The organism is Candidatus Berkiella aquae (genome assembly GCF_001431295.2).
GTDB classification, from domain to species: Bacteria; Pseudomonadota; Gammaproteobacteria; order Berkiellales; family Berkiellaceae; genus Berkiella; species Berkiella aquae.
In genome coordinates, this window is record NZ_LKAJ02000001.1 from 2270307 (window position 1) to 2290216 (window position 19910).

Here is a 19910-nt window from a genome sequence, read left to right on the forward strand (position 1 = left end):
GATAGAACTCATTATGAACTCCTCAAAGCATGCCATTCATAAAATAATGCTTCTAACAATAATTGCTTATTTACTCCCGATGCATTCAATACTTGAATGGCATCAAGAACATGATTCATAAATGCGAACAACGATTTTGCTGACAAATGGGCTAACTGTGTAAAACGCTCTGTTCTGTCACTAAACACAGTTACTCCTGTTGTCACATACCGGATTAATTCTGTTAACCAATAATAAAGTAAGTATAGTGCGTCTGTCGTATCCGATAACAACCAATTTTGTGCTTCTTCTTGGTAGCAAATTAAAAGATTTTCGGCATATAGCAATCGCTCTAGCATGTTTAATGATTGTTCTAGCGCTTGTGGTGCAATATTTTGCGCTTTTAACGGTGCGCCACCTGCCACTTTTAACTGCCATATCAGCTTATCTAATGATTCTTCGGGACGTTGCTGTTTTAACCAGGTAATAGCATCTTGAACACTTGGCACCGATACATTGACGATAAAACAACGACTACGTATTGTTGGCAAAATCGCAGATAATTGCTTAGCAATTAATATGAAATAAGTCTGATTAGGTGGCTCTTCGAGAATTTTAAGCAGTGCATTAGCACAATTAACGGTTAAGTGGTCAGCTGTAATTACCACAACACGATTAGCTGATTGATGAGAAGCTTTTGCTAAAAAATCAATGATTTCTCGAATATCATCAATACTGATATTCGCATTATCTCCTAAAGAGCGATAATCTGGATGATGTTGTTGTTGATAAAGATGGCAAGCGGTACAGATACCGCAGGCACCATTGTCATTTGGCGACAAACATAAAAGTCTTTGCGCCAACGTATTCGCCAATGCTTGTTTGCCTAGTCCTTCTTGTCCAACTAATAATAAAGCATGTGGGATTTTTTTTGATTGAACCATTTTCCCTAGCTGTTTTTTTATGTTAATTAACCAGGGATAATTCAAATCTTGCATATTACTTCAGCTATCTGTTGCTTAACTTGGCCTAATTCTTTAGAGGCATCAATCACAATATAACGCTCAGGATTTTGCGCAGCACACTGCAAATAAAATTGACGGATTTTTTCAAAGAAAGACGCTTTTTCTTTTTCAAAACGATCGAGCACGCGATTGCGCTGAATACGCGCTAAAGCAATTTCAACAGGTGCATCCAAAATCACGGTATGATCCGGACGAAAGCTGCCTAATGTCCATTCATTTAGACTATCAATTACTTTAAAATCCATTCCTCGCCCCGCGCCTTGATAAGCATACGTTGCATCAACAAAACGATCACAAATCACCCATTTTCCCTGCGCTAAGGCCGGTTTAATCACTTGTTCAACATGAGCAAATCGTGCTGCATATAATAGTAACAATTCAGTTTGAGGTAATGTTTTTTCGGTAAACTCTGCTAATAATATGTCTCGAACCCGTTCCCCTAGAGGTGTTCCCCCAGGTTCTCGCGTTAATACGACACTTAATCCTTTTTGTTCAAGTTGTTCTGCCATCCATTGAATATTGGTTGATTTGCCAACACCTTCAATGCCTTCGACAGTAATGAATTTAGCGTTGGAGTGACTCATGGTTAGACATCCTTTGTAAATATAGCGCAACTGCCTGATTATGCTCTGATAGTGTATTAGAAAATATATGCGTTCCATCACCTTTTGCAACAAAATATAAGGCTTCACTTTTATCAGGATGAAGCACCGCTTCAATGGAACGCAGTCCTGGCAATGCAATTGGGCTAGGAGGTAATCCTGCATGGCGGTAGGTATTATAAGGATTATCACTTGACTGCAAATGTGCTTTAGTTATTTTTCCGTTATAAGCCTCTTTTAAACCATAAACGATTGTTGGATCAGCTTGAAGGCGCATATTTTTCTGTAATCTTCGCTGAAAAACACCCGAAATTTTTTCACGCTCCTCGTCCCTGCCGGTTTCTTTCTCAACAATAGACGCTAAAATCAATGCTTCATAAGGTGTTTTAATGGCAATATTTAAATCACGGTTTTGCCAAGCATCCATTAATTTAATGCTCATTATTTTTCTAGCGCGTAACAATAACGTTTTATCAGTGGTATTTGCTTTAAAATGATAGGTATCTGGAAAAAACAATCCTTCTGCAATGAAGATATTTTCCCCTAACGATTTCATGATTTGTTCTTCTGATTGCCCCCAGAGCGTTTTCTTAATTGCGGGGTGAAATTGCATTGCTCGTAGCATTTGTGCAAATGTCATACCTTCGGTGATAGTGAAGGAATGGATAATGACATCGCCTTTTACCCATTTTTGCAATAATTGTGCAGGCGTAATATTTAAAGGAAAAACATATTCCCCGGCTTGGATTTTCCGTTGTAACCCTTTTGAACGAATATAGCCGTAAAATAAAGGGATTTCATATGAATGAATAATACCATTTGCTTGTAACTGTTTAACGATAAACTTTACAGTGGCGCCTTCTGGGATCTGAAAATAAATAGAGGATGGGTTGTTACTGAGTGATTTCTTAGGATAAACCATTAGCATATAAGTGCTTGCTAATAGAGAAAGCACTAAAAACGAAATCACAAGATATTTAAGACGCACCATGGACTAATTCTTTTAGCCAGGGGCAGACAATGTACTCTCCATCAACGACGGTGAGTACCTATCCGCCCTTAAAAAACTACATTCGTTTAAAAACGAGTGCTCCGTTAGTCCCACCAAAACCAAATGAATTAGAAATACAAACATCTAACTTCATTTCACGTGGATGATTAGGCACGAAATCTAAATCACAATCTGGGCTAGGATTTTCAAGGTTAATTGTTGGTGGAACAATTTGATCGCGCAAAGCCAAAATACTAAAAATGGCTTCTATCGCACCAGCTGCTCCCAACAAATGCCCCGTCATGGATTTAGTTGAACTGACAGGGATCTGCTTCGCACGTTCACCTAAAGCCACTTTAATGGCTAGACACTCGCCAGAGTCACCTACTGGTGTCGATGTTGCATGTGCATTGACATAATCAACTTCTTCAACGGGTAAATGAGCATCCTTCAAAGCATTGGTCATCGCAGCTGCTTCACCGAGTCCGCCTTCAGAGTATGAGGTAATATGAAAAGCAGAGGCGCTCATTCCAAAACCAACTAATTCAGCATAGATTTTTGCACCACGCTTTTTAGCATGTTCATATTCTTCTAAGACAACCACACCAGCACCATCTCCTAGTACAAAGCCATCACGGTCTTTGTCCCAAGGGCGACTTGCTTGTTCGGGTGAATCATTACGGGTTGATAAAGCACGAGAAGCTGCAAAACCACCTAATCCAAGCGGGGTACTTGCTTTCTCTGCACCACCTGCCACCATGACATCCGCATCACCATAAACAATGCTACGTGCTGCCATACCAATGCTATGCGCACCGGTTGTGCAAGCCGTTGCAAAAGCCAGATTAGGGCCGGTAAAACCATGCATGATAGAAACATGGCCTGAAATCATATTAATGATGGCGCCCGGAATAAAGAACGGCGAAACGCGTCTTGGACCTGATGCTAATAATTCTTCATAATTCTTTTCAATAAAAGCTAAGCCACCAATCCCGGAACCCACAGAGATACCAATACGCGAAGCATTCTCTGGATGAGATGATAGGCCTGCATCTTGAATCGCTTGCACTGCAGCAGCAATACCGTACTGCACAAACGTATCCATCTTGCGGGTATCTTTTGAAGAAATACCATAATGCTGGGGGTCAAAGTTACGCACTAAGCCGCCAATTTTTGCACTAAAGTTTGAAACATCAAAAGTGTCGATTAGCGTGATACCGCTTTTTCCAGCAAGGATATTTCGCCAGGTGGAGTCTACTTCGTTTCCAAGTGGTGAAATGATCCCTAAGCCAGTCACTACTACTCGACGTTGTCGTTGACTGCTCATAATAGCTCCTTGACTTGTAAGGTGAAGCACGGTGAGTGCTTCACCTTAAAGCATTACTTCTTGGCGTGCTCTTCGACGTAAGCAATCGCTTCACGAAGAGTCGTAATTTTTTCGGCTTCTTCGTCAGGAATTTCAATTTCAAATTCTTCTTCTAGAGCCATTACTAACTCGACGGTATCGAGTGAATCAGCACCTAAATCATCTACGAATTTGGATTCTGCTTGGACTTTATCGCGTTCAAGACCTAATTGCTCAACTACGATATCAGTTACACGCTCTTCAATGCTGTTCATCACAACTTGTTCCTCAGCCATTATTTGACTTACGCTCCATAGTTTAATAAGTAAAAAAACTAACTACCCAAAAAACACCTGGGCTTAATGTGCGGAAATGCTAGCAAAAATCCACGCCTCACGCCACCCTTCTTCCTCAGGTAAATCAGAATTTTGTTATTTAGCTCATATACATTCCACCGTTTACGTGGATGGTTTCACCGGTGATATAGCCCGCTTGCGCGGAAGCTAAGAACGCAACACAAGATGCAATATCTTGCGATTGCCCCATGCTACCCACTGGAATCGTTTCTAATAAAGCACGACGCTGTTCATCTGACAATTGTCGGGTCATATCGGTATCAATAAAACCTGGCGCGACAACATTGACCGTAATCCCTCGAGATGCGATTTCTTTTGCTAATGATTTCGAAAAAGCCATTACGCCCGCTTTAGTCGCAGCATAATTTGCTTGTCCCGGATTGCCGGTTGCGCCAACAACAGAGCTAATGGAAATAATCCTACCCCATTTTGCTTTCAGCATCCCTCGCAAACAAGCTTTGGTCACTCGATAAACACCGGTTAAATTGGTATCAATCGTGTTTTCCCACTCTTCGTCTTTCATACGCAATAATAAATTATCGTTTGTAACACCTGCATTATTGACTAATATGGTTGGAATCCCAACGTCTTTGGTAATCCGCTCAATCGTATCATTCACTGAGGCAGCATCGGTCACATTTAAGACAACCCCAAACCCCTTTAAGCCTTGCTGTTCAAAATAGTGTGAAATAGCCTCTTGTCCGCGTTCTGAAGTAGCACTACCGATAACGGTTGCACCCATTTGCCCCAAAGTTAAGGCAATGGCCTGCCCAATACCGCGACTAGCGCCAGTCACTAAAGCGACTTTGCCTTCTAATGAAGAGAGTTGCCACATCGTATTTCTTTCCTCTACATGCTAGCTATTAAGTAATAGTAACGTTGCTTCCATATCATTAGGAAGTTCAATATTTAAAGGTTTGATTAATGGATCAATACGTTTAATAAGCCCAACAAGCACTTTTCCAGGACCACACTCAACAACTTGTTGTGTTCCCTCGTTAACCAACCGCTGAACGGTTTCTACCCATCGTACGGGACGATATAGCTGATTAACAAGGCGTTCTCGAATATCGTCAGGATGTTGATGAATCTCAACATCGACATTTTGAATGACAGGAATCGTGGGTGAAGAAATGCGAATATTCCCTAGCGCTTCTTTTAATTTATCTGCAGCTCCCTTCATCAGAGCACAGTGTGAAGGTACGCTAACGGGTAAAGCAATCGCTTTTTTAGCACCACGCTCTTTAGCTAAGGCACAGGCTCTTTCAACCGCTTTCACGGTGCCTGCTAATACAGTTTGTCCAATCGCATTAAAATTAGCACAAGATACCACTTCGCCTTGCTCTGCTTCTTGGCAAACGGCTTCTAACTCAGAAGCATCATCCATGCCAATAATAGCAGCCATAGCACCCTGCCCCGCAGGAACGGCTTCTTGCATGAGTTCACCACGATAGGTCACTAATTTAACCGCATCTTCTAAACTCATCGCATTGGCACAAACCAACGCCGTGTATTCACCTAAGCTATGACCCGCGAGAAAAGTCGGTATGGGACCTTTTTGAGCTTGCCATACACGCCACAATGCAACCCCTGCTGTCAGTAACACAGGTTGCGTATTCATCGTTTGATTCAATTCGCTTTCATTTTCTGCTTGGGTAAATGCCCATAAATCTTTATCTAACGCTTTAGAAGCGACTGCAAAAGTCTCTTGGACAATTGGAAATGCTTCATAAGCAGCTTTTAACATACCAGGCTGTTGCGATCCTTGACCTGGAAAAACAAAGGCGAGTGATTGAAGTTGCTTAACCATAATAAATAATTCGTCTTCTTTAGATGTTAATATTGAACGAGTGCTGAACCCCAAGTTAAACCGCCGCCAAAGGCTTCAAATAAAAGCGTTTGACCTGGTTTAACACGGCCATCTCTTACGGCCACATCGAGTGCAAGAGGAATGGATGCACTTGAGGTATTGCTATGGGTATCAACGGTACAAATAACTTTCTCCATAGAAAGTCCCAGTTTTTCAGCCGTTGCTTGAATAATTCGGATGTTTGCTTGATGAGGGATGAGCCAATCAATTTGCTCGGAATTCAGTTGATGCTTTTCAAGTATATCTTTAACCATTTCGCCTAATTTACTAACGGCGATTTTAAATACTTTTTGCCCTTGCATCTTAACGTAGGGGCTAAGCGCCATCAAATCAGCATTATTGTTTTCTGTCTTCGTGGTTCCAGGCAATATGCCGGTATAATCAGCAAGCTGCATGTTTTCAACCGTTAAGAAATCGCCATAGCTGCCTTGCGCATAAAGATTCGTTGATAAAATACCAGGTGTTTCGCTTGCTTTTAAAACAACAGCACCCGCACCATCGCCAAATAATACGCATGTTGAACGATCAGACCAATCAATCACACGACTCATTAATTCTGAACCAACGACAACGGCGTTGCTTACCGCGCCTGTTTTAATGAATTGATCAGCAACACTCAAGGCATAAATAAAGCCGGTACAAGCTGCTTGCACATCAAACGCAATACAGGTTGGCACTCCCAATCGTTGCTGTAGCAAACAGGCGGTCGAAGGAAATATTTTATCTGGCGTACCGGTCGCCACAATAATCATTTGTATTTCTTCTATCGAGAGTCCACTTTGTTCAATCGCTCTTTTAGCAGCGATCGCTGCCATGCTAGAAGCGGATTCTTCTTTACCTGCAATATGTCGCGAACGAATACCTGTTCTTTCAAAAATCCAGGCATCAGAGGTTTCAACGCGCTGTTCCCAATCTGCGTTTGTAAATATCGTTGGGGGTAAATAACTACCCGTACCGGCAATTTTTGAATACTTCATACAGGGGTTCGCTTGACCAAATATTGTTCAACTTCGGATCGAATCTTTTCAGGTATGTTTTTTTCAGCTTCGAGCATTGCTTCAATGATCGCTTTTTTAAAGCTATGCTGAGGTGCATTACCATGGCTTTTGATAACAACGCCATTAAGCCCCAAAAAAGTCGCACCATTATACTCGCCAGGATCAAAGCGTTTACGTATCGAACGTAAAATAGGAATCGCTAAAAATGCGATAAATTTGGTATAGAGACTACGAGTAAATTCACGACGAATGTAGCTAGTTAACATCTTAGCAACACCTTCGCTGGTCTTTAAGGCAACATTACCTACAAAACCATCGCAGACAACAACGTCGGCTTTACCTTGATAGACATCAGTCCCTTCAACAAAACCAATATAGTTTAAATCGGTTTGCGATAATAATTGTGCTGCTTGTTTAACGGCTTCAGTGCCTTTAATTTCTTCTGAACCAATGTTTAAAAGTGCCACACGAGGTCTATCGATATTATCAATTGCTGCTGCTAAAACAGAACCCATCACAGCGAATTGAAAAAGATGTTCGCCTTGACAATCTACATTTGCGCCAAGATCAAGCATTCGTAACCGCCCCATTTCAGCTTGGTCAACCCGTACAGGAATAGGATAAACAATCGCGGGTCTATCGATACCAGGTAGTGTCTTCAAAACAAATCGTGCAATCGCCATCAACGCGCCTGTGTTACCGGCACTGACACATGCTGCAGCTTCGCCGGTTTGTACCAGGTTAATAGCGACTCGCATCGAGGAATCTTTTTTATTGCGCAACGCTAACGACGGAGAATCGTCCATCAGGACTTGCTCCGAAGCATGCTGTATACGCAAACGTGATTCATCATAGGAAGCAGCGCTTAAAAAAGGCAAAAGCTTCTGCTCATCTCCTACAAGAATCAGATTGAGATGAGGGTATTGCGCGAGTGCGTCCAATGCTGCAGGGACAACAACACTAGGACCAAAATCGCCCCCCATCGCATCCAATGCGATGCAAATACTTCTCAAATGCGTTTACTCTTCGTCAGCATCAGGTGCAGCAGCCGCAATAATCTGACGACCACGATAATATCCGTCAGCTGTCATGTGATGACGACGATGTGTTTCACCCGTTTCTTGATCCACTGACAATGTCGGCTTAGCGATTTTGTCATGTGAACGTCTCATGTTGCGCTTTGAACGCGTGGTCCTAGCCTGTCCTACTGCCATTTCTATTCACCATTATATAGTTAGTAGTTTAAATATTATTCTTTATATGCATCATGACTAACACATTCATAATCATGACGAGGGACAAAGGGTAACGCAAGGTATAGTTCCTCTGCAATCCATTGTGTAACAACTATTTCCCCATTTACCACCATCAAAGGCTCATAGCGTGCTGGAAGCTGCTCTGCTTGAACATCGCTGACAACAGGACTTACTAAAAATGTTGCCCGTATTGGCTCAATCATTGGCAGCATGCAGCGCTGGCAAATCAGTGATAAATCAACTGATAATTCGCCGGCAATACAGCAATAACCCTCTGAATCCATTGAAAAAACCACTGATACGCTAATTTGCGCCGTCGGTTGATTTTCTAAGGTTTCGTCTAGATTTGGAAGTTTCCCCAAAGAGATCTTTCCAACCATGTGCGAGCCACCTATCGGTGCTGATTGGCAAAGTTTTTGTGGATTGATAGTTGTGGGGAGTTCATTGATTAACATAGGGTGCCAATCATATCTTTTCGAACTCGCAGAGTCAAAAGTCATGATAAAAAGTTCATTTTTAAGATGCTTCGCATCATGAAGCCTCTTAGATATATAATTTCCCGCTTCATCTTAACCTAGCTTAATAGCAAAATAGTTATCTAACATGCAAAAATTATTATTGGCTTCCAGCTCTATTTACCGTCAAGAATTATTATCTCGTTTAAAAATACCCTTTGGCTGTTTTTCACCCGACATAGATGAGAAGCCAAAAAATGGCGAATCCATAGAAGCATTGGTACTGCGACTCTCAAAGGAAAAAGCCAAAGCAGCCTTAAACCAATATCCTGATGCTACCTGCATTGGCTCAGACGAGCTTGCCGTTTTAAATAATGAGGTGCTTGGCAAGCCGCTAACGCATGAGAATGCAACTCAACAACTGTCTGCAATGAGCGGCCAGAAAGTCGATTTTTATACGGGGATCTGTGTTCTATCGACCCATCCTGCCTTTGAAGATTGTCGCCTTGTTATGACTTCAGTGACATTCCGTAAACTATCTCCCAGCATGATAGAAAACTATCTACAAAAAGAGAAACCATATCAAAGTGCAGGTAGCTTCAAATCAGAAACCTTAGGGAGTGCATTAATTGAAAAATTTCACGGCGATGATCCCACTGCCATGATTGGTCTGCCTCTGATTACGTTATGCGACATGTTAGAAAAAGTGGGAATGGCGGTGATTTAAAGAGAAATCGCCCGCTCGCTTCCTGCGCAGCTTTTGCTACGCAGTGCGAGCTGCCCCCTTTTATTCAAAGTGGGCGATTCTCAATTATCTTAATGAATAGCTTGAAATACCGAGTTCAGAACTCAGTTGTTTTGAAAAGCTGGAACCGATACGGGAAGCCAAGCGATCGAGTAAGCTATGTGAAGTGGTATAATCAATGACTTCGTTCACCCCAATCACTTCTCGCGCAACAAAGCCTGAGCTACCGATACCATCGATTAATCCCATTTCTAGCGCTTTATCACCAGTCCAAAATAATCCGGTAAAGACTTCATTATTAGGCTTTAAGCGACTACCGCGACCTTCTTTGACGGCATTGATAAAATGTGAATGCACATCGTCTAGTAATGCTTGAGTAAACTCCACTTGTTCTGGTTTTACAGGTGAGAAGGGATCCATAAAAAGTTTATTTTTCCCAGCAGACATTGAGCGCTGCTCCACACCCACTTTTTTCATAATATCCACAAAGCCAAAACCAGGCATCAATACGCCAATGGAACCGATAATACTCGATTTGTTAGCGTAAATTTGATCGGCCCCCGCTGCAACGTAATAAGCACCTGATGCACAGATATCAACAGCAACAGCATAGACCTTTTTGTCGGGATGTAAGGCTCTTTGACGTTTTAATTCGTCATAGATGTAGGCACTTTGTACAGGCGTACCACCTGGCGAGTTAATTCTTAAAATGATCCCTTTTACTTTGGGCTCATTAAAAGCACGATGTAAGCTAGTCGCAACTTGATCAGCATCAACTTCTTGGCCTTGGCCAATTGTGCCTATTACATCAATCAATGCGACATGATCCTTTAACACAGGTTTTGCTTTCCCTTGATACCAGGCCGTGGTTAAGAAGATAACATAAGCCAAAATAATCAGTTTAAAGAAAATGCTCCAGCGGCGTGAACGTCGATGCTCTGTTACGCTAGCGGTTAATGCCTTTTCTAATACATCTCGTTCCCACTGGGGAGACTTCTCAACCTGATCCTGCATAGGATTTCCTCATGTTTGTGATTTTAATTTCGCTAAAAATTGCTGACACTCTGAAGGCATAGGACAAGTCACCGTTAAACGTTCCGACTTGTTGGGTAACTCGATTGTCAATTGATGCGCATGCAAAAACAGACGCGTAAATCCCATTGCCTTTGCTTGATGATTTTTTTCAGAATCTCCGTATTTCTGATCCCCTAAAATAGGGTGTCCCATAAAAGCGCAATGCACTCGGATCTGATGTGTACGTCCTGTCAAAGGCGATACTTGCAATAAAGTGGCCTGAGGATACGATTCTAAAATTTTCACAGCAGTTTGTGCAAATTTTCCATCATCGACCACTTTCACCATGCGTTCACCTGAAGGTAACACATATTTATGTAATGGCGCTTCCACCATTTTCCCGCCACGCCATGCGCCGGCAACCAAAGCAAAGTAATTTTTTTGAATATTGCCAGTTTTCAAACATTCGTGCAGGTGCAGCAGCATAGAACGTTTTTTTGCAATCATGACACAACCGGAGGTGTCTCGATCAAGTCGGTGTACTAATTCTAAAAACGGCGAATAAGGACGTAGTTGGCGAAGAGCCTCAATAAGTCCCCAAGAGATACCGCTGCCACCATGAACGGCTATGCCCGAAGGCTTGTTAATGATCAATAAGTGATCATCTTCGTAAACAATTGAATCTTCTATATTTTTTAATGTTCTGCTACCTGGAGAACTTTTAACAGGTACTTCTTTTTCCTCATAGCGAAGTGGAGGTATACGAACCGTATCCCCTTCTACGAGGCGATAACTGACGTCGACGCGTTTTTTATTCACGCGTAACTCACCCTTTCGAATAATTCGATAAAGTTTGCTCTTTGGAACACCACGCAACAAAGTAAAGAGAAAATTATCAACTCTTTGCCCGGCATGGTTTTCGGTGACAACAATTTGTTGTACCTGATTTAGTGGCTGCTGACTGGCTAACATAGAATGGATTATATACTGTGGATTACCGTTTGTCCGCTTATTTTAGCATTTTGCTTCAGCTAGTTCGACATCGGAAAAACTGATAAAATACAATAGTTGCAAGTGCTTGGTAAAAAATTTAACCAGCTTACTTTGTAACAAGGTTGCCAATAGGGGCAGTACAGGGTTTAGGCCAAGGCCAAAAATAACCCCCCTTAGATAGTAGACGCTACACAATGGTATCCCAAGCGAAACGCGCTGGTTGATTTCAAGCTTAAGATACCCCTATTCGGCTCCACCCCCATGAAGCATCGGGGATGTAACAGCACTTAAACAAAATAACTGATACGTTGGAAAAATATGATAAAGAGAATGCTTATAAATGCCACGCAAAAAGAAGAATTGCGTGTCGCACTCGTCGATGGACAGACCCTCACTGATCTTGATATTGAAAGAATCGGTCGCACTCAGAAAAAAGCTAGCATTTACTTAGGGCGCGTTACACGCGTTGAGCCTAGCTTAGAAGCTGCATTTGTTGATTATGGTCCAGATAGACATGGATTTTTGCCGTTAAAAGAAGTTGCTAAAGAGTATTTCAGCCCAGGTTCTTTAAACGAAGGCGGACGCCCTAACATCCGCGATGCACTCAAACCTGGCCAAGAAATCATGGTTCAAGTTGACAAAGAAGAACGCGGCAATAAAGGGGCAGCACTGACAACCTTTATTGGTTTAGCGGGTTGCTACTTAGTCTTAATGCCCAATAACCCTCGTGCCGGTGGTATTTCAAGACGCATTGAAGGCGATGAACGTAACGATCTCAAAGATGCCCTGAATCAATTACCGCTTCCTGATGGAATGGGTTTAATCGTGAGAACAGCTGGTGTTGGACGTAATATCGAAGAATTACGTTGGGATTTAGATGTTCTTCTCAGTCAATGGCAAGCCATTTTGCAAGCCGCGAATGAACGCCCTGCTCCTTTTCTCATTCACCGTGAAAGTGATGTCATTATTCGCGCTTTACGGGATTACTTAAGACCCGATATTTCAGAAATTTTGGTTGACTCTGAAGAAGCTTATCAACATGCGAAAAAGCATATTCAAGTTGTCAGACCCGATTTTGCAGAGCGAATAAAGCGTTACCAAGATCCTATCCCCTTGTTTAATCGCTTCCAAATCGAAAGCCAAATTGAGTCTGCTTTCAAACGTGAGGTATTACTTGAAAATGGGGCATCTATTGTCATTGACCCAACAGAAGCTTTAATTGCCATTGATATTAACTCGGCAAAAGCAACCGAAGGTAGTGATATTGAAGAAACGGCTCTTCAAACCAATCTGGCTGCAGCGAAAGAAATTGCAAGACAATTACGCTTACGAGATATTGGTGGCTTGATTGTCATTGATTTCATTGACATGAATTCAACCCGAAATCAACGGATGGTCGAAAACCAATTAAGAGAAGAACTCAAAGCAGATCGTGCACGTATCCAATTAGGCAGAATCTCTCGATTTGGTTTAATGGAAATGTCTAGACAACGTTTGCGCCCTTCATTAGGTGATTCAAGCCATGTCTCTTGTCCACGTTGTGATGGACAGGGGGTCATTCGTGGCATTCAATCTTTAGGATTAGCGCTGATACGCGTTATTGAAGATGAAGCAATGAAAGAGCATACACGCCAAGTCAATATTCAAGTGCCTGTTGAATTAGGGGCTTATTTGCTCAATGACAAACGAGATGCGATTACCCAGCTCGAACAACGATATGGTATACGTATCTTGGTTTTACCCAATCCACGTTTTGAAACACCGCATTATGAGATCAATCGTCTTCGCGCTGATGAGGCCTCTGCTCAAGAAGATGTGCCCAGTTATAAATTTATCAGTCGTCAAGAAACCAAAGACCAAACGATTTTACAAAGCAAACCTGCTGAAAAGATCGATGAGCCTGCAATTAAGCAGTTTACCCCCCCGATTGCTCCAACAACCGGTCCTATGAATCGTGAGGGTATTATTAAACGCATTTGGTCTGCGATGTTTGGTGCAGGTGAAAAATCTGAGCAAACCACAACTTCTTCGCAATCCTCTTCATCGTCTCGCTCTGAAGGCACTAGAGAAGGACACCGTCACCACGGCCAAAGACAAAACAACCGCCGTGGCCGCCATCAACGTGGTAGTAATCGTGACAGGAATGAAAACCGCGACAGACATGAAAACCGCGACAGGCATGAAAACCGCGACAGACATGAAAACCGCGACAGACATGAAAACCGCGATAGACATGAAAACCGCGATAGACATGAAAACCGCGATAGACATGAAAACCGCGATAGACATGAAAACCGCGATAATCGAGATAATAAAGAAGTCAGAGATAATCGCGAACGTGGTGGTAATCGTCGTAATCAAAATCAACGCAATCGTCGACACAACCAAGGTCGTCAGCGCGATGATCACCAACATAAATCAAACGCCACGGTTGAACATGAATCCGTCGCAATGTCATCTTATGATTATCAAAGTGCAGCACCAGCTCCTGCAATGGCGGAAACACCTGCGATCTCTGTTGCGCAAACACCGGTGGCAACATCTGCTCCAGTGATTTCTGCACCACCTGTTGCAGCTCCAGCACCCGTTGCTTTAGCACCCGCTGCTGCTGCTGCACCTATTGCGCCGGTTGTTGCTCCTGTCGCAACAGCACCAGTAGCACCGATTGCTGCACCTGCGCCCAAAGCACCTGTACATACGGGGTTACATCGCAAAGCGCAAGACAACACCAGTTTCTTAAAACTCACACCACAGCAAGAAGCTGCTGCCAAAGTGACTTTAAGTAATGAACCGGTTATTGTCAGCGAAACTCAGCACATGACGCAAATTAGTACCAAACGCGAAGCGGTAATAACTAGCGCCAAGCCTGCAGAACCTGTGCGTATGCATATAGTAAAAGAAAAAGAAAAAACCTCTGAAGATAGCTCTACCGAGTAATCTTTTTAATCTGCCAAGATATTCTAAAGTATCTTGGCAGACTCATTATTAAGTTCGCTTCTTTGCAAACAATATAACTTTGTGATATATCGTTACCCCAGTTTCTGTGAATTTTTCAGATAAATTCGTTGTATCATAGCGGGATGGTTTTATGTCACTTCATCAAGGCCCAACTCATTTCGAAAAACTCACTGTAGAATCCTGTCTAGAAACACTTTCTAAGCTCCTGCTACAGTGCGAAGAAGAAAGTGTTTACCACCAGGAAAAAATTAATCAATTTTTCAAGCAACAAACTTTCTTTGAACCAGGATCGGGCAATAAAATTAAGTTACTCGATATTAGGCATTTAACCGATAGATATCCTGAAAACGAAGTCGTAACGACTTTGGCACAAAAAGCACATCTTTATATGCTGACTGTCCAAGGCAATTTAACCATCCTCAAAGAGGGCTGTAGGCTTCTATCAGCAGCACTAATCAAGAATTCAGAAAAACTTCACAATCAAAGTTTCATAACATTAGATTTAACTGCATTAAAAGCGCTAGCAGAAATTAAGTTAAACTTAGAGCATTCACTTGAGGACTATTTAAGAAAACATCCTCAAATTATAAAAGGATCTACTGAAGATTTATTGAAAAATACCTTCAATGACCCCCTGGCGAAATTAACAGCGAATATTGCAATGCTTACCCCCTGCGAACGTTTTGCCATTGAATATTTTGGAACAATATTCGATAGTCAGACTACTTTTAAATTATTAACAGAATACCAGTCTTCACTTGTTGTATTAACCGATATACTCGCTACCTTAACTCCTATTGCGATCAAACCTGTTGCCAATGAGGACTGGGATAGCGTTTTCCCTACAGAGGGATTCCCAGTCGATCTCGATCTCTCTGCGAGATTAGAAAAACTGCGAGTCTCCGGGGGTACACCCAACAGCAGCGATGATGATGATGAGAAGCGATGGGCTGAAGTTGATGCATTTAAACTGTCTAGCTTAACCTCTAGCTCCTCTTCAGAGGCATCGCCCTCATCAGCCAGACCGGTTGTAAGTGAGCCCATTTTAACGCAGTATCTTCAAACTTCGGCTCCTCAACCAACACCGACTGTTGTTATCGAAGCACCGGCTCAACCAACACCCACCAGCGTGATTGAGGAAGAGAAAAAGACATCCACTTTGGAATTAGCTGGGTTATAAGTTATGTTTTTGTTTAATGGTTGCAAGTAGCCCTTGCGCACCTTTAACAATCAGATCAAATACCTGCTCAAACCCTTGTTCACCACCAGAATAAGGGTCAAAAACATCGCTGCTTAATTCAGCATCATGAGATAATAACAACGATATTTTGCTTTGAAATGCGCTAGGACACAGCGCCATCAAATGTTCTACATTGGAATGATCCATCGCGACGATATAATCAAAGTAATGGAAATCATGTAAAGTGATTTGGCGAGATACAATATGCTGCATCTTAAGACCATGCTTTTGCGCGATGGCTTGAGATCGCGGATCAGGCGATGCACCTGCAAATACCCCATGCGTACCAGCCGAATCAATAAAAAAATATTCCGCTAAATGTGCTTTCTCCAGCAGCTCACTAAAAATCACTTCAGCCAAGGGTGAGCGACAATAATTTGCGGTGCAGACAAAAAGCACTTTAATAGGTTCGATCACCCCCTATTTCTCCATGAAATAGGAACGTTCAAATGAGCCAAAAAGGGACGCTCATACTTCATCGGATTCGATGCGTCGCGCTTGTTCTTCTAACATAACGGGAATTTCATCACGAATAGGATAAGCAAGTTTATCGAACTTACAAATTAATTCTTTTTTGTCTTTTTTATAAATCAGTGGCTGTTTACAAAGCGGGCAGGCTAATATGTCGAGCAATTTTTTGTCCACTGTAGATTTTCCTTAGTAACTGTTCTCGAAACTCTTCTTGTAATTTAACTTCTAATGGAATGCACCATATACCCTTCACAAAGGAATCCTCGGTGTTGTTGGCTTCGTGATTCATCTGTTGTGGGTATAAAAAAGCACGGCATTTCACTGCATCTTTTTCTGTCATCACGACCGGGATATCATCATTAAAACAAATATCTTCGGGCTTAAAATCATAATGATCGGGAAAAGGATGCGCAATCACTTCTAGACCTTTGGCTTTTAATGCAGCAAAAAAACGATCGGGATTGCCAATGCCTGCAACCGCGTGTACTTTTTTGCCTTGCCAATCCTCGAGTGATTGTTTTAATTCTGGGTTATGAATCGCATAACAGGTATTCCCTAATTGCGTTCCCATCACCCATTCACCTGGTAATGCTGTGCCATTCGCAACCACAAAGTCTACGGATTTCAAGCGCCGCTTATTTTCACGCAGTGGCCCAACGGGTAAGCAATGGCCATTGCCTAAACGGCGTTGCCCATCTAATACCGCAATCTCGATGTCTCGCGCCAAAGCATAATGCTGTAACCCGTCATCACTGATAATAATATTAATCTGTGGAAAAGATTTTAATAAATGCGAAACCGCAAGAGGACGATTTTTGCCAATGACCAAAGGACAATCGGTTTTTTGTTTTAAGAGTAAAGGCTCATCACCTACGTTTTTCGCCAAGCATTCATCAGTCACAATGCGGGTTTCACCCCCAAGGTCGACGCCGTAACCACGCATCACAATACCTGGCATTAACCCTTGTTGTTTCAGTTCATTGGCAAGCCATGAAACTAATGGGGTTTTCCCTGTACCACCTAAGGTAATATTGCCAACGACAATAACGGGTACCGTAAATTCTTGTTGGCCAACACCATAACGATAAAAAAAATAGCGACACTTTGCGACTACTTGGAACAACCAAGAAAACGGTGCTAATAAATTGGCGATGCTACTTTTTCGATACCAAAAGTTGAGTAATGCTTGCCTCAATTTGTCTCTAACTCCAACTCAGGAATTGTTGCAGTCACTTGGTTATATTGCATTAATCTCAAATTAGCATAGAGCCCTTTTTTCGCCATTAATGCTTCGTGGGTGCCCATTTCAGCAATACGACCTTGATCAATCACCATGATCCGATTAGCATTTTCTATCGTTGATAATCGATGGGCAATCACTAAGGTTGTACACGAAGCCATGAGTTTATCCAAAGCGGCTTGAATGTGTCTTTCTGATTCCGTATCTAAAGCGCTGGTGGCTTCATCTAATACCAAGATAGGCGCCTTTTTCAGAATCGCTCTCGCAATTGCAATCCGTTGCCGTTGTCCACCGGATAAACGCACGCCGTTATCACCAATTAATGTATCCAATCCTTCTGGCAAACCTTCAATAAAATCCATGGCATATGCCGATTCGGCCGCTGCTATAATTTGTTCTCTGGTTGCATCATCTTGCCCATAAGCAATATTGCGAGCCACGGTATCGTTAAATAACGTCACTTGTTGAGAAACAACCGCAATTTGTTTGCGCAAATGAGATAGCGGCATCGTTTTGACATTGACGCCATCAATTAAGATTTCACCTTGCGCTTCATAAAAACGAGGCAATAAACTAGCGATGGTTGATTTACCTGCACCAGAGCGCCCAACAATAGCAATGGTCTCACCGGCTTTCACTTCAAAGGAGATATTGCTCAGTGTCTTTTGCCCTTCGCTTGCGGCATAGCTAAAAGAAACCTGGCGAAACGCCATATTGCCTTGTACGGATGGAATGATTTGAGTTCCGGTATCGACTTCAGGCTTCTCATCTAAAAAGGCAAAAATGCTCGCAGCCCCTGCAATCCCCTTTTGAATATTGCTATTCACTTTAGTCAACTGTTTAATGGGTTTTAACAGCATGATCATCGCAGCCATCATCGCTGCAAATGCGCCTGGTGTAATCGCTGTTCTAAGCACATGTTCAGGATTTAAGGTTGCTAAATAAACAGTAATCGCTAAAGCAACCGAACCAATAACCTGAATCATGGGGATACTGGTAGCTGAAGTGGCAATTAATTTCATTTCTTGGCGACGATTATTCTGTGTCGCTTGTTTAAATTGTTCGGTTTCATAAGCCTGGCCTCCAAACGCTTTAATCACTTTTTGACCTTCAATCGCTTCTTCGGCGACATGCGTGACATTACCCATGGAAGCTTGAATACGAGCACTCACTGCCCTCATTCTTTTACTGACACCACTCATTATAATTGCCATCAGTGGTACGGTGATAATGAAAAGTAATGTTAAGCGCCAGCTAATTGACAGCATAACGACAATTAAACCAATGGCAGTACAAGATTCTCGCACCAATACCGTTAACGCATCGCTACTCGCATCTGCGACTTGTTCTACGTTATAGATAATTTTCGATAAAATTTCGCCAGAGCTTGTATGATCATAATAGCTTGTTGGCAAGCGCATCATGTGTGCAAACATTTCTTGCCGAAAGTTCATCACCACATTACGACCAACCCATCCCATGAAGAATGTCGAAAGAAACGTGGCTACCCCTCTTAAAATAAAAATGCCAATCACCACAAAAGGGATCCAATGAATAAAGGTTACATCATGATCAACAAAGCCTTGATTTAACAAAGGCTGAAGTAATTTGGTGATTCCTGCATCAATGACGCCATAAAGAATGTTACCAAGGATGGCTAACATAAATGCATAGCGATAAGGCCATACATAAGATAACAAACGACGATAAACCACTTTGCCGGATATAGGGGAAGTGTGAGGAGATGTCATACGTATACTTAAACCTATATTACTATAGTCTTTGTAGCTGAATTTTCGGCGTTGTTGGCTTCGCCATCTCACAATCCTCATGTATTTTTTATACACTCCGGTTGTTCGAGGCTTGCCGCCTAGCCGAAAAATAATCTACTGTGACTATAAACCATTGTCCTGCTGGCGTGCTTCCTGTTTTGCAACAATTTGCACTTGTGTCACGCCTAACTCTGCTGCGACTTCCAATGCCGACACAACCGCTTGGTGGGGTGCAGCTTTATCGCCAACAATCACCAATGGTAGTAACTTATCTTCCCTCAGTTTTTCAGCTAAAATCTTTTTAAGACGTTTATATTGGGGGCCTACGGGCTTTCCATCCAAGAAATATTGCCCATTTTCATCAATCCCAACCTCTAAACAATGACTATTTTTATCCACTGCTTTTGCATGAGCTTCTGGCAACTCTACTTTAAGTTGAGTAACCTCCTTAAAGAGAGTGGTGGAAACGACAAAAAACAGCAATAGCATAAATACGACATCGATAAAAGGAGTGAGATCGATCCCCGATTCTTCCTGACGTCTTTCACTAAATTTCATCGCAGTTTACCATAAGTTCACCAACTAATATACTCAAATCAC

The 19910-nt window shown here is 42.2% G+C and carries 21 protein-coding genes; 3 read left to right on the forward strand and 18 right to left on the reverse strand.

The genetic code is table 11. The features are described 5' to 3' along the window. Nucleotides 1-11: 11 nt before the first annotated feature. The 11 genes from holB to HT99x_RS10110 form a co-directional block, all read right to left on the reverse strand. Entirely contained in the window at nucleotides 12-977 is a 966-nt protein-coding gene (gene holB / locus HT99x_RS10060) for a DNA polymerase III subunit delta' (RefSeq protein ID WP_075065043.1), read from the reverse strand. Further along, nucleotides 965-1588 carry a dTMP kinase gene (gene tmk, locus HT99x_RS10065; protein WP_075065042.1) on the reverse strand — a complete coding sequence of 208 codons (624 nt, stop codon included), beginning with the start codon at nucleotides 1586-1588 and terminating at the stop codon, nucleotides 965-967. The genes holB and tmk overlap by 13 nt, the downstream gene beginning before the upstream one ends. Further along, a complete protein-coding gene (mltG, locus tag HT99x_RS10070; RefSeq protein WP_075065041.1) occupies nucleotides 1569-2597 on the reverse strand; it encodes an endolytic transglycosylase MltG in 1029 nt (342 codons plus the stop codon). The genes tmk and mltG overlap by 20 nt, the downstream gene beginning before the upstream one ends. Before the next feature lie 76 nt (nucleotides 2598-2673). Then, nucleotides 2674-3924 carry a beta-ketoacyl-ACP synthase II gene (gene fabF / locus HT99x_RS10075; protein ID WP_075065040.1) on the reverse strand — a complete coding sequence of 417 codons (1251 nt, stop codon included), beginning with the start codon at nucleotides 3922-3924 and terminating at the stop codon, nucleotides 2674-2676. Between the two features lie 53 nt (nucleotides 3925-3977). After that, nucleotides 3978-4217, reverse strand: a complete 240-nt coding sequence (gene acpP, locus HT99x_RS10080) for an acyl carrier protein (RefSeq protein WP_075065083.1) — start codon at nucleotides 4215-4217, stop codon at nucleotides 3978-3980. Between the two features lie 160 nt (nucleotides 4218-4377). Beyond that, on the reverse strand, nucleotides 4378-5133 hold the full coding sequence (gene fabG / locus HT99x_RS10085) for a 3-oxoacyl-ACP reductase FabG (RefSeq protein WP_075065039.1): 756 nt from the start codon (nucleotides 5131-5133) through the stop codon (nucleotides 4378-4380). Between the two features lie 21 nt (nucleotides 5134-5154). Then, the gene (fabD, locus tag HT99x_RS10090) at nucleotides 5155-6108 is read right to left on the reverse strand and encodes an ACP S-malonyltransferase (protein ID WP_075065038.1); all 954 of its coding nucleotides are present in this window, start codon (nucleotides 6106-6108) and stop codon (nucleotides 5155-5157) included. A 26-nt stretch (nucleotides 6109-6134) separates the two neighbouring features. Then, the gene (locus HT99x_RS10095; RefSeq protein ID WP_075065037.1) at nucleotides 6135-7145 is read right to left on the reverse strand and encodes a beta-ketoacyl-ACP synthase 3; all 1011 of its coding nucleotides are present in this window, start codon (nucleotides 7143-7145) and stop codon (nucleotides 6135-6137) included. After that, the gene (plsX, locus tag HT99x_RS10100; RefSeq protein WP_200957081.1) at nucleotides 7142-8179 is read right to left on the reverse strand and encodes a phosphate acyltransferase PlsX; all 1038 of its coding nucleotides are present in this window, start codon (nucleotides 8177-8179) and stop codon (nucleotides 7142-7144) included. The genes HT99x_RS10095 and plsX overlap by 4 nt, the downstream gene beginning before the upstream one ends. A gap of 6 nt (nucleotides 8180-8185) precedes the next feature. After that, the gene (rpmF, locus tag HT99x_RS10105; RefSeq protein ID WP_075065035.1) at nucleotides 8186-8380 is read right to left on the reverse strand and encodes a 50S ribosomal protein L32; all 195 of its coding nucleotides are present in this window, start codon (nucleotides 8378-8380) and stop codon (nucleotides 8186-8188) included. A gap of 35 nt (nucleotides 8381-8415) precedes the next feature. Beyond that, entirely contained in the window at nucleotides 8416-8922 is a 507-nt protein-coding gene (locus tag HT99x_RS10110; protein ID WP_075065034.1) for a YceD family protein, read from the reverse strand. Nucleotides 8923-9025: 103 nt separating this feature from the next. Between HT99x_RS10110 and HT99x_RS10115 the strand changes: the two genes are divergently transcribed. Continuing rightward, a complete protein-coding gene (locus tag HT99x_RS10115; protein WP_075065033.1) occupies nucleotides 9026-9604 on the forward strand; it encodes a Maf family nucleotide pyrophosphatase in 579 nt (192 codons plus the stop codon). Between the two features lie 84 nt (nucleotides 9605-9688). On the opposite strand, the gene HT99x_RS10120 is transcribed toward HT99x_RS10115, so the two are convergent. Continuing rightward, on the reverse strand, nucleotides 9689-10636 hold the full coding sequence (locus HT99x_RS10120; protein ID WP_075065032.1) for a S49 family peptidase: 948 nt from the start codon (nucleotides 10634-10636) through the stop codon (nucleotides 9689-9691). A 9-nt stretch (nucleotides 10637-10645) separates the two neighbouring features. Continuing rightward, entirely contained in the window at nucleotides 10646-11608 is a 963-nt protein-coding gene (gene rluC / locus HT99x_RS10125; protein ID WP_075065031.1) for a 23S rRNA pseudouridine(955/2504/2580) synthase RluC, read from the reverse strand. Nucleotides 11609-11959: 351 nt separating this feature from the next. On the opposite strand from rluC, the gene HT99x_RS10130 reads away from it, so the two are divergent. Both HT99x_RS10130 and HT99x_RS10135 read left to right on the forward strand, forming a co-directional pair. Beyond that, complete coding sequence (locus tag HT99x_RS10130; RefSeq protein WP_075065030.1) at nucleotides 11960-14566, forward strand: Rne/Rng family ribonuclease; 2607 nt, start codon at nucleotides 11960-11962, stop codon at nucleotides 14564-14566. 151 nt (nucleotides 14567-14717) lie between these two features. Next, a complete protein-coding gene (locus HT99x_RS10135) occupies nucleotides 14718-15767 on the forward strand; it encodes a hypothetical protein (RefSeq protein ID WP_075065029.1) in 1050 nt (349 codons plus the stop codon). On the opposite strand, the gene HT99x_RS10140 is transcribed toward HT99x_RS10135, so the two are convergent. From HT99x_RS10140 to HT99x_RS10160, 5 genes are all read right to left on the reverse strand, one after another. Further along, nucleotides 15762-16244 carry an arsenate reductase/protein-tyrosine-phosphatase family protein gene (locus HT99x_RS10140; RefSeq protein ID WP_083482760.1) on the reverse strand — a complete coding sequence of 161 codons (483 nt, stop codon included), beginning with the start codon at nucleotides 16242-16244 and terminating at the stop codon, nucleotides 15762-15764. The genes HT99x_RS10135 and HT99x_RS10140 overlap by 6 nt on opposite strands. Nucleotides 16245-16295: 51 nt before the next feature. Beyond that, nucleotides 16296-16472, reverse strand: coding sequence for a Trm112 family protein (locus tag HT99x_RS10145; RefSeq protein ID WP_075065028.1), 177 nt, complete (start codon nucleotides 16470-16472; stop codon nucleotides 16296-16298). After that, on the reverse strand, nucleotides 16429-17493 hold the full coding sequence (gene lpxK / locus HT99x_RS10150) for a tetraacyldisaccharide 4'-kinase (protein WP_075065027.1): 1065 nt from the start codon (nucleotides 17491-17493) through the stop codon (nucleotides 16429-16431). Before lpxK ends, HT99x_RS10145 begins: the two co-directional genes overlap by 44 nt. Then, nucleotides 17490-19289: a lipid A export permease/ATP-binding protein MsbA gene (gene msbA, locus HT99x_RS10155; protein WP_075065026.1), complete on the reverse strand. Its 1800-nt coding sequence runs from the start codon at nucleotides 19287-19289 to the stop codon at nucleotides 17490-17492. The genes lpxK and msbA overlap by 4 nt, the downstream gene beginning before the upstream one ends. A gap of 144 nt (nucleotides 19290-19433) precedes the next feature. Then, complete coding sequence (locus HT99x_RS10160; RefSeq protein WP_075065025.1) at nucleotides 19434-19868, reverse strand: biopolymer transporter ExbD; 435 nt, start codon at nucleotides 19866-19868, stop codon at nucleotides 19434-19436. Nucleotides 19869-19910: the final 42 nt, after the last annotated feature.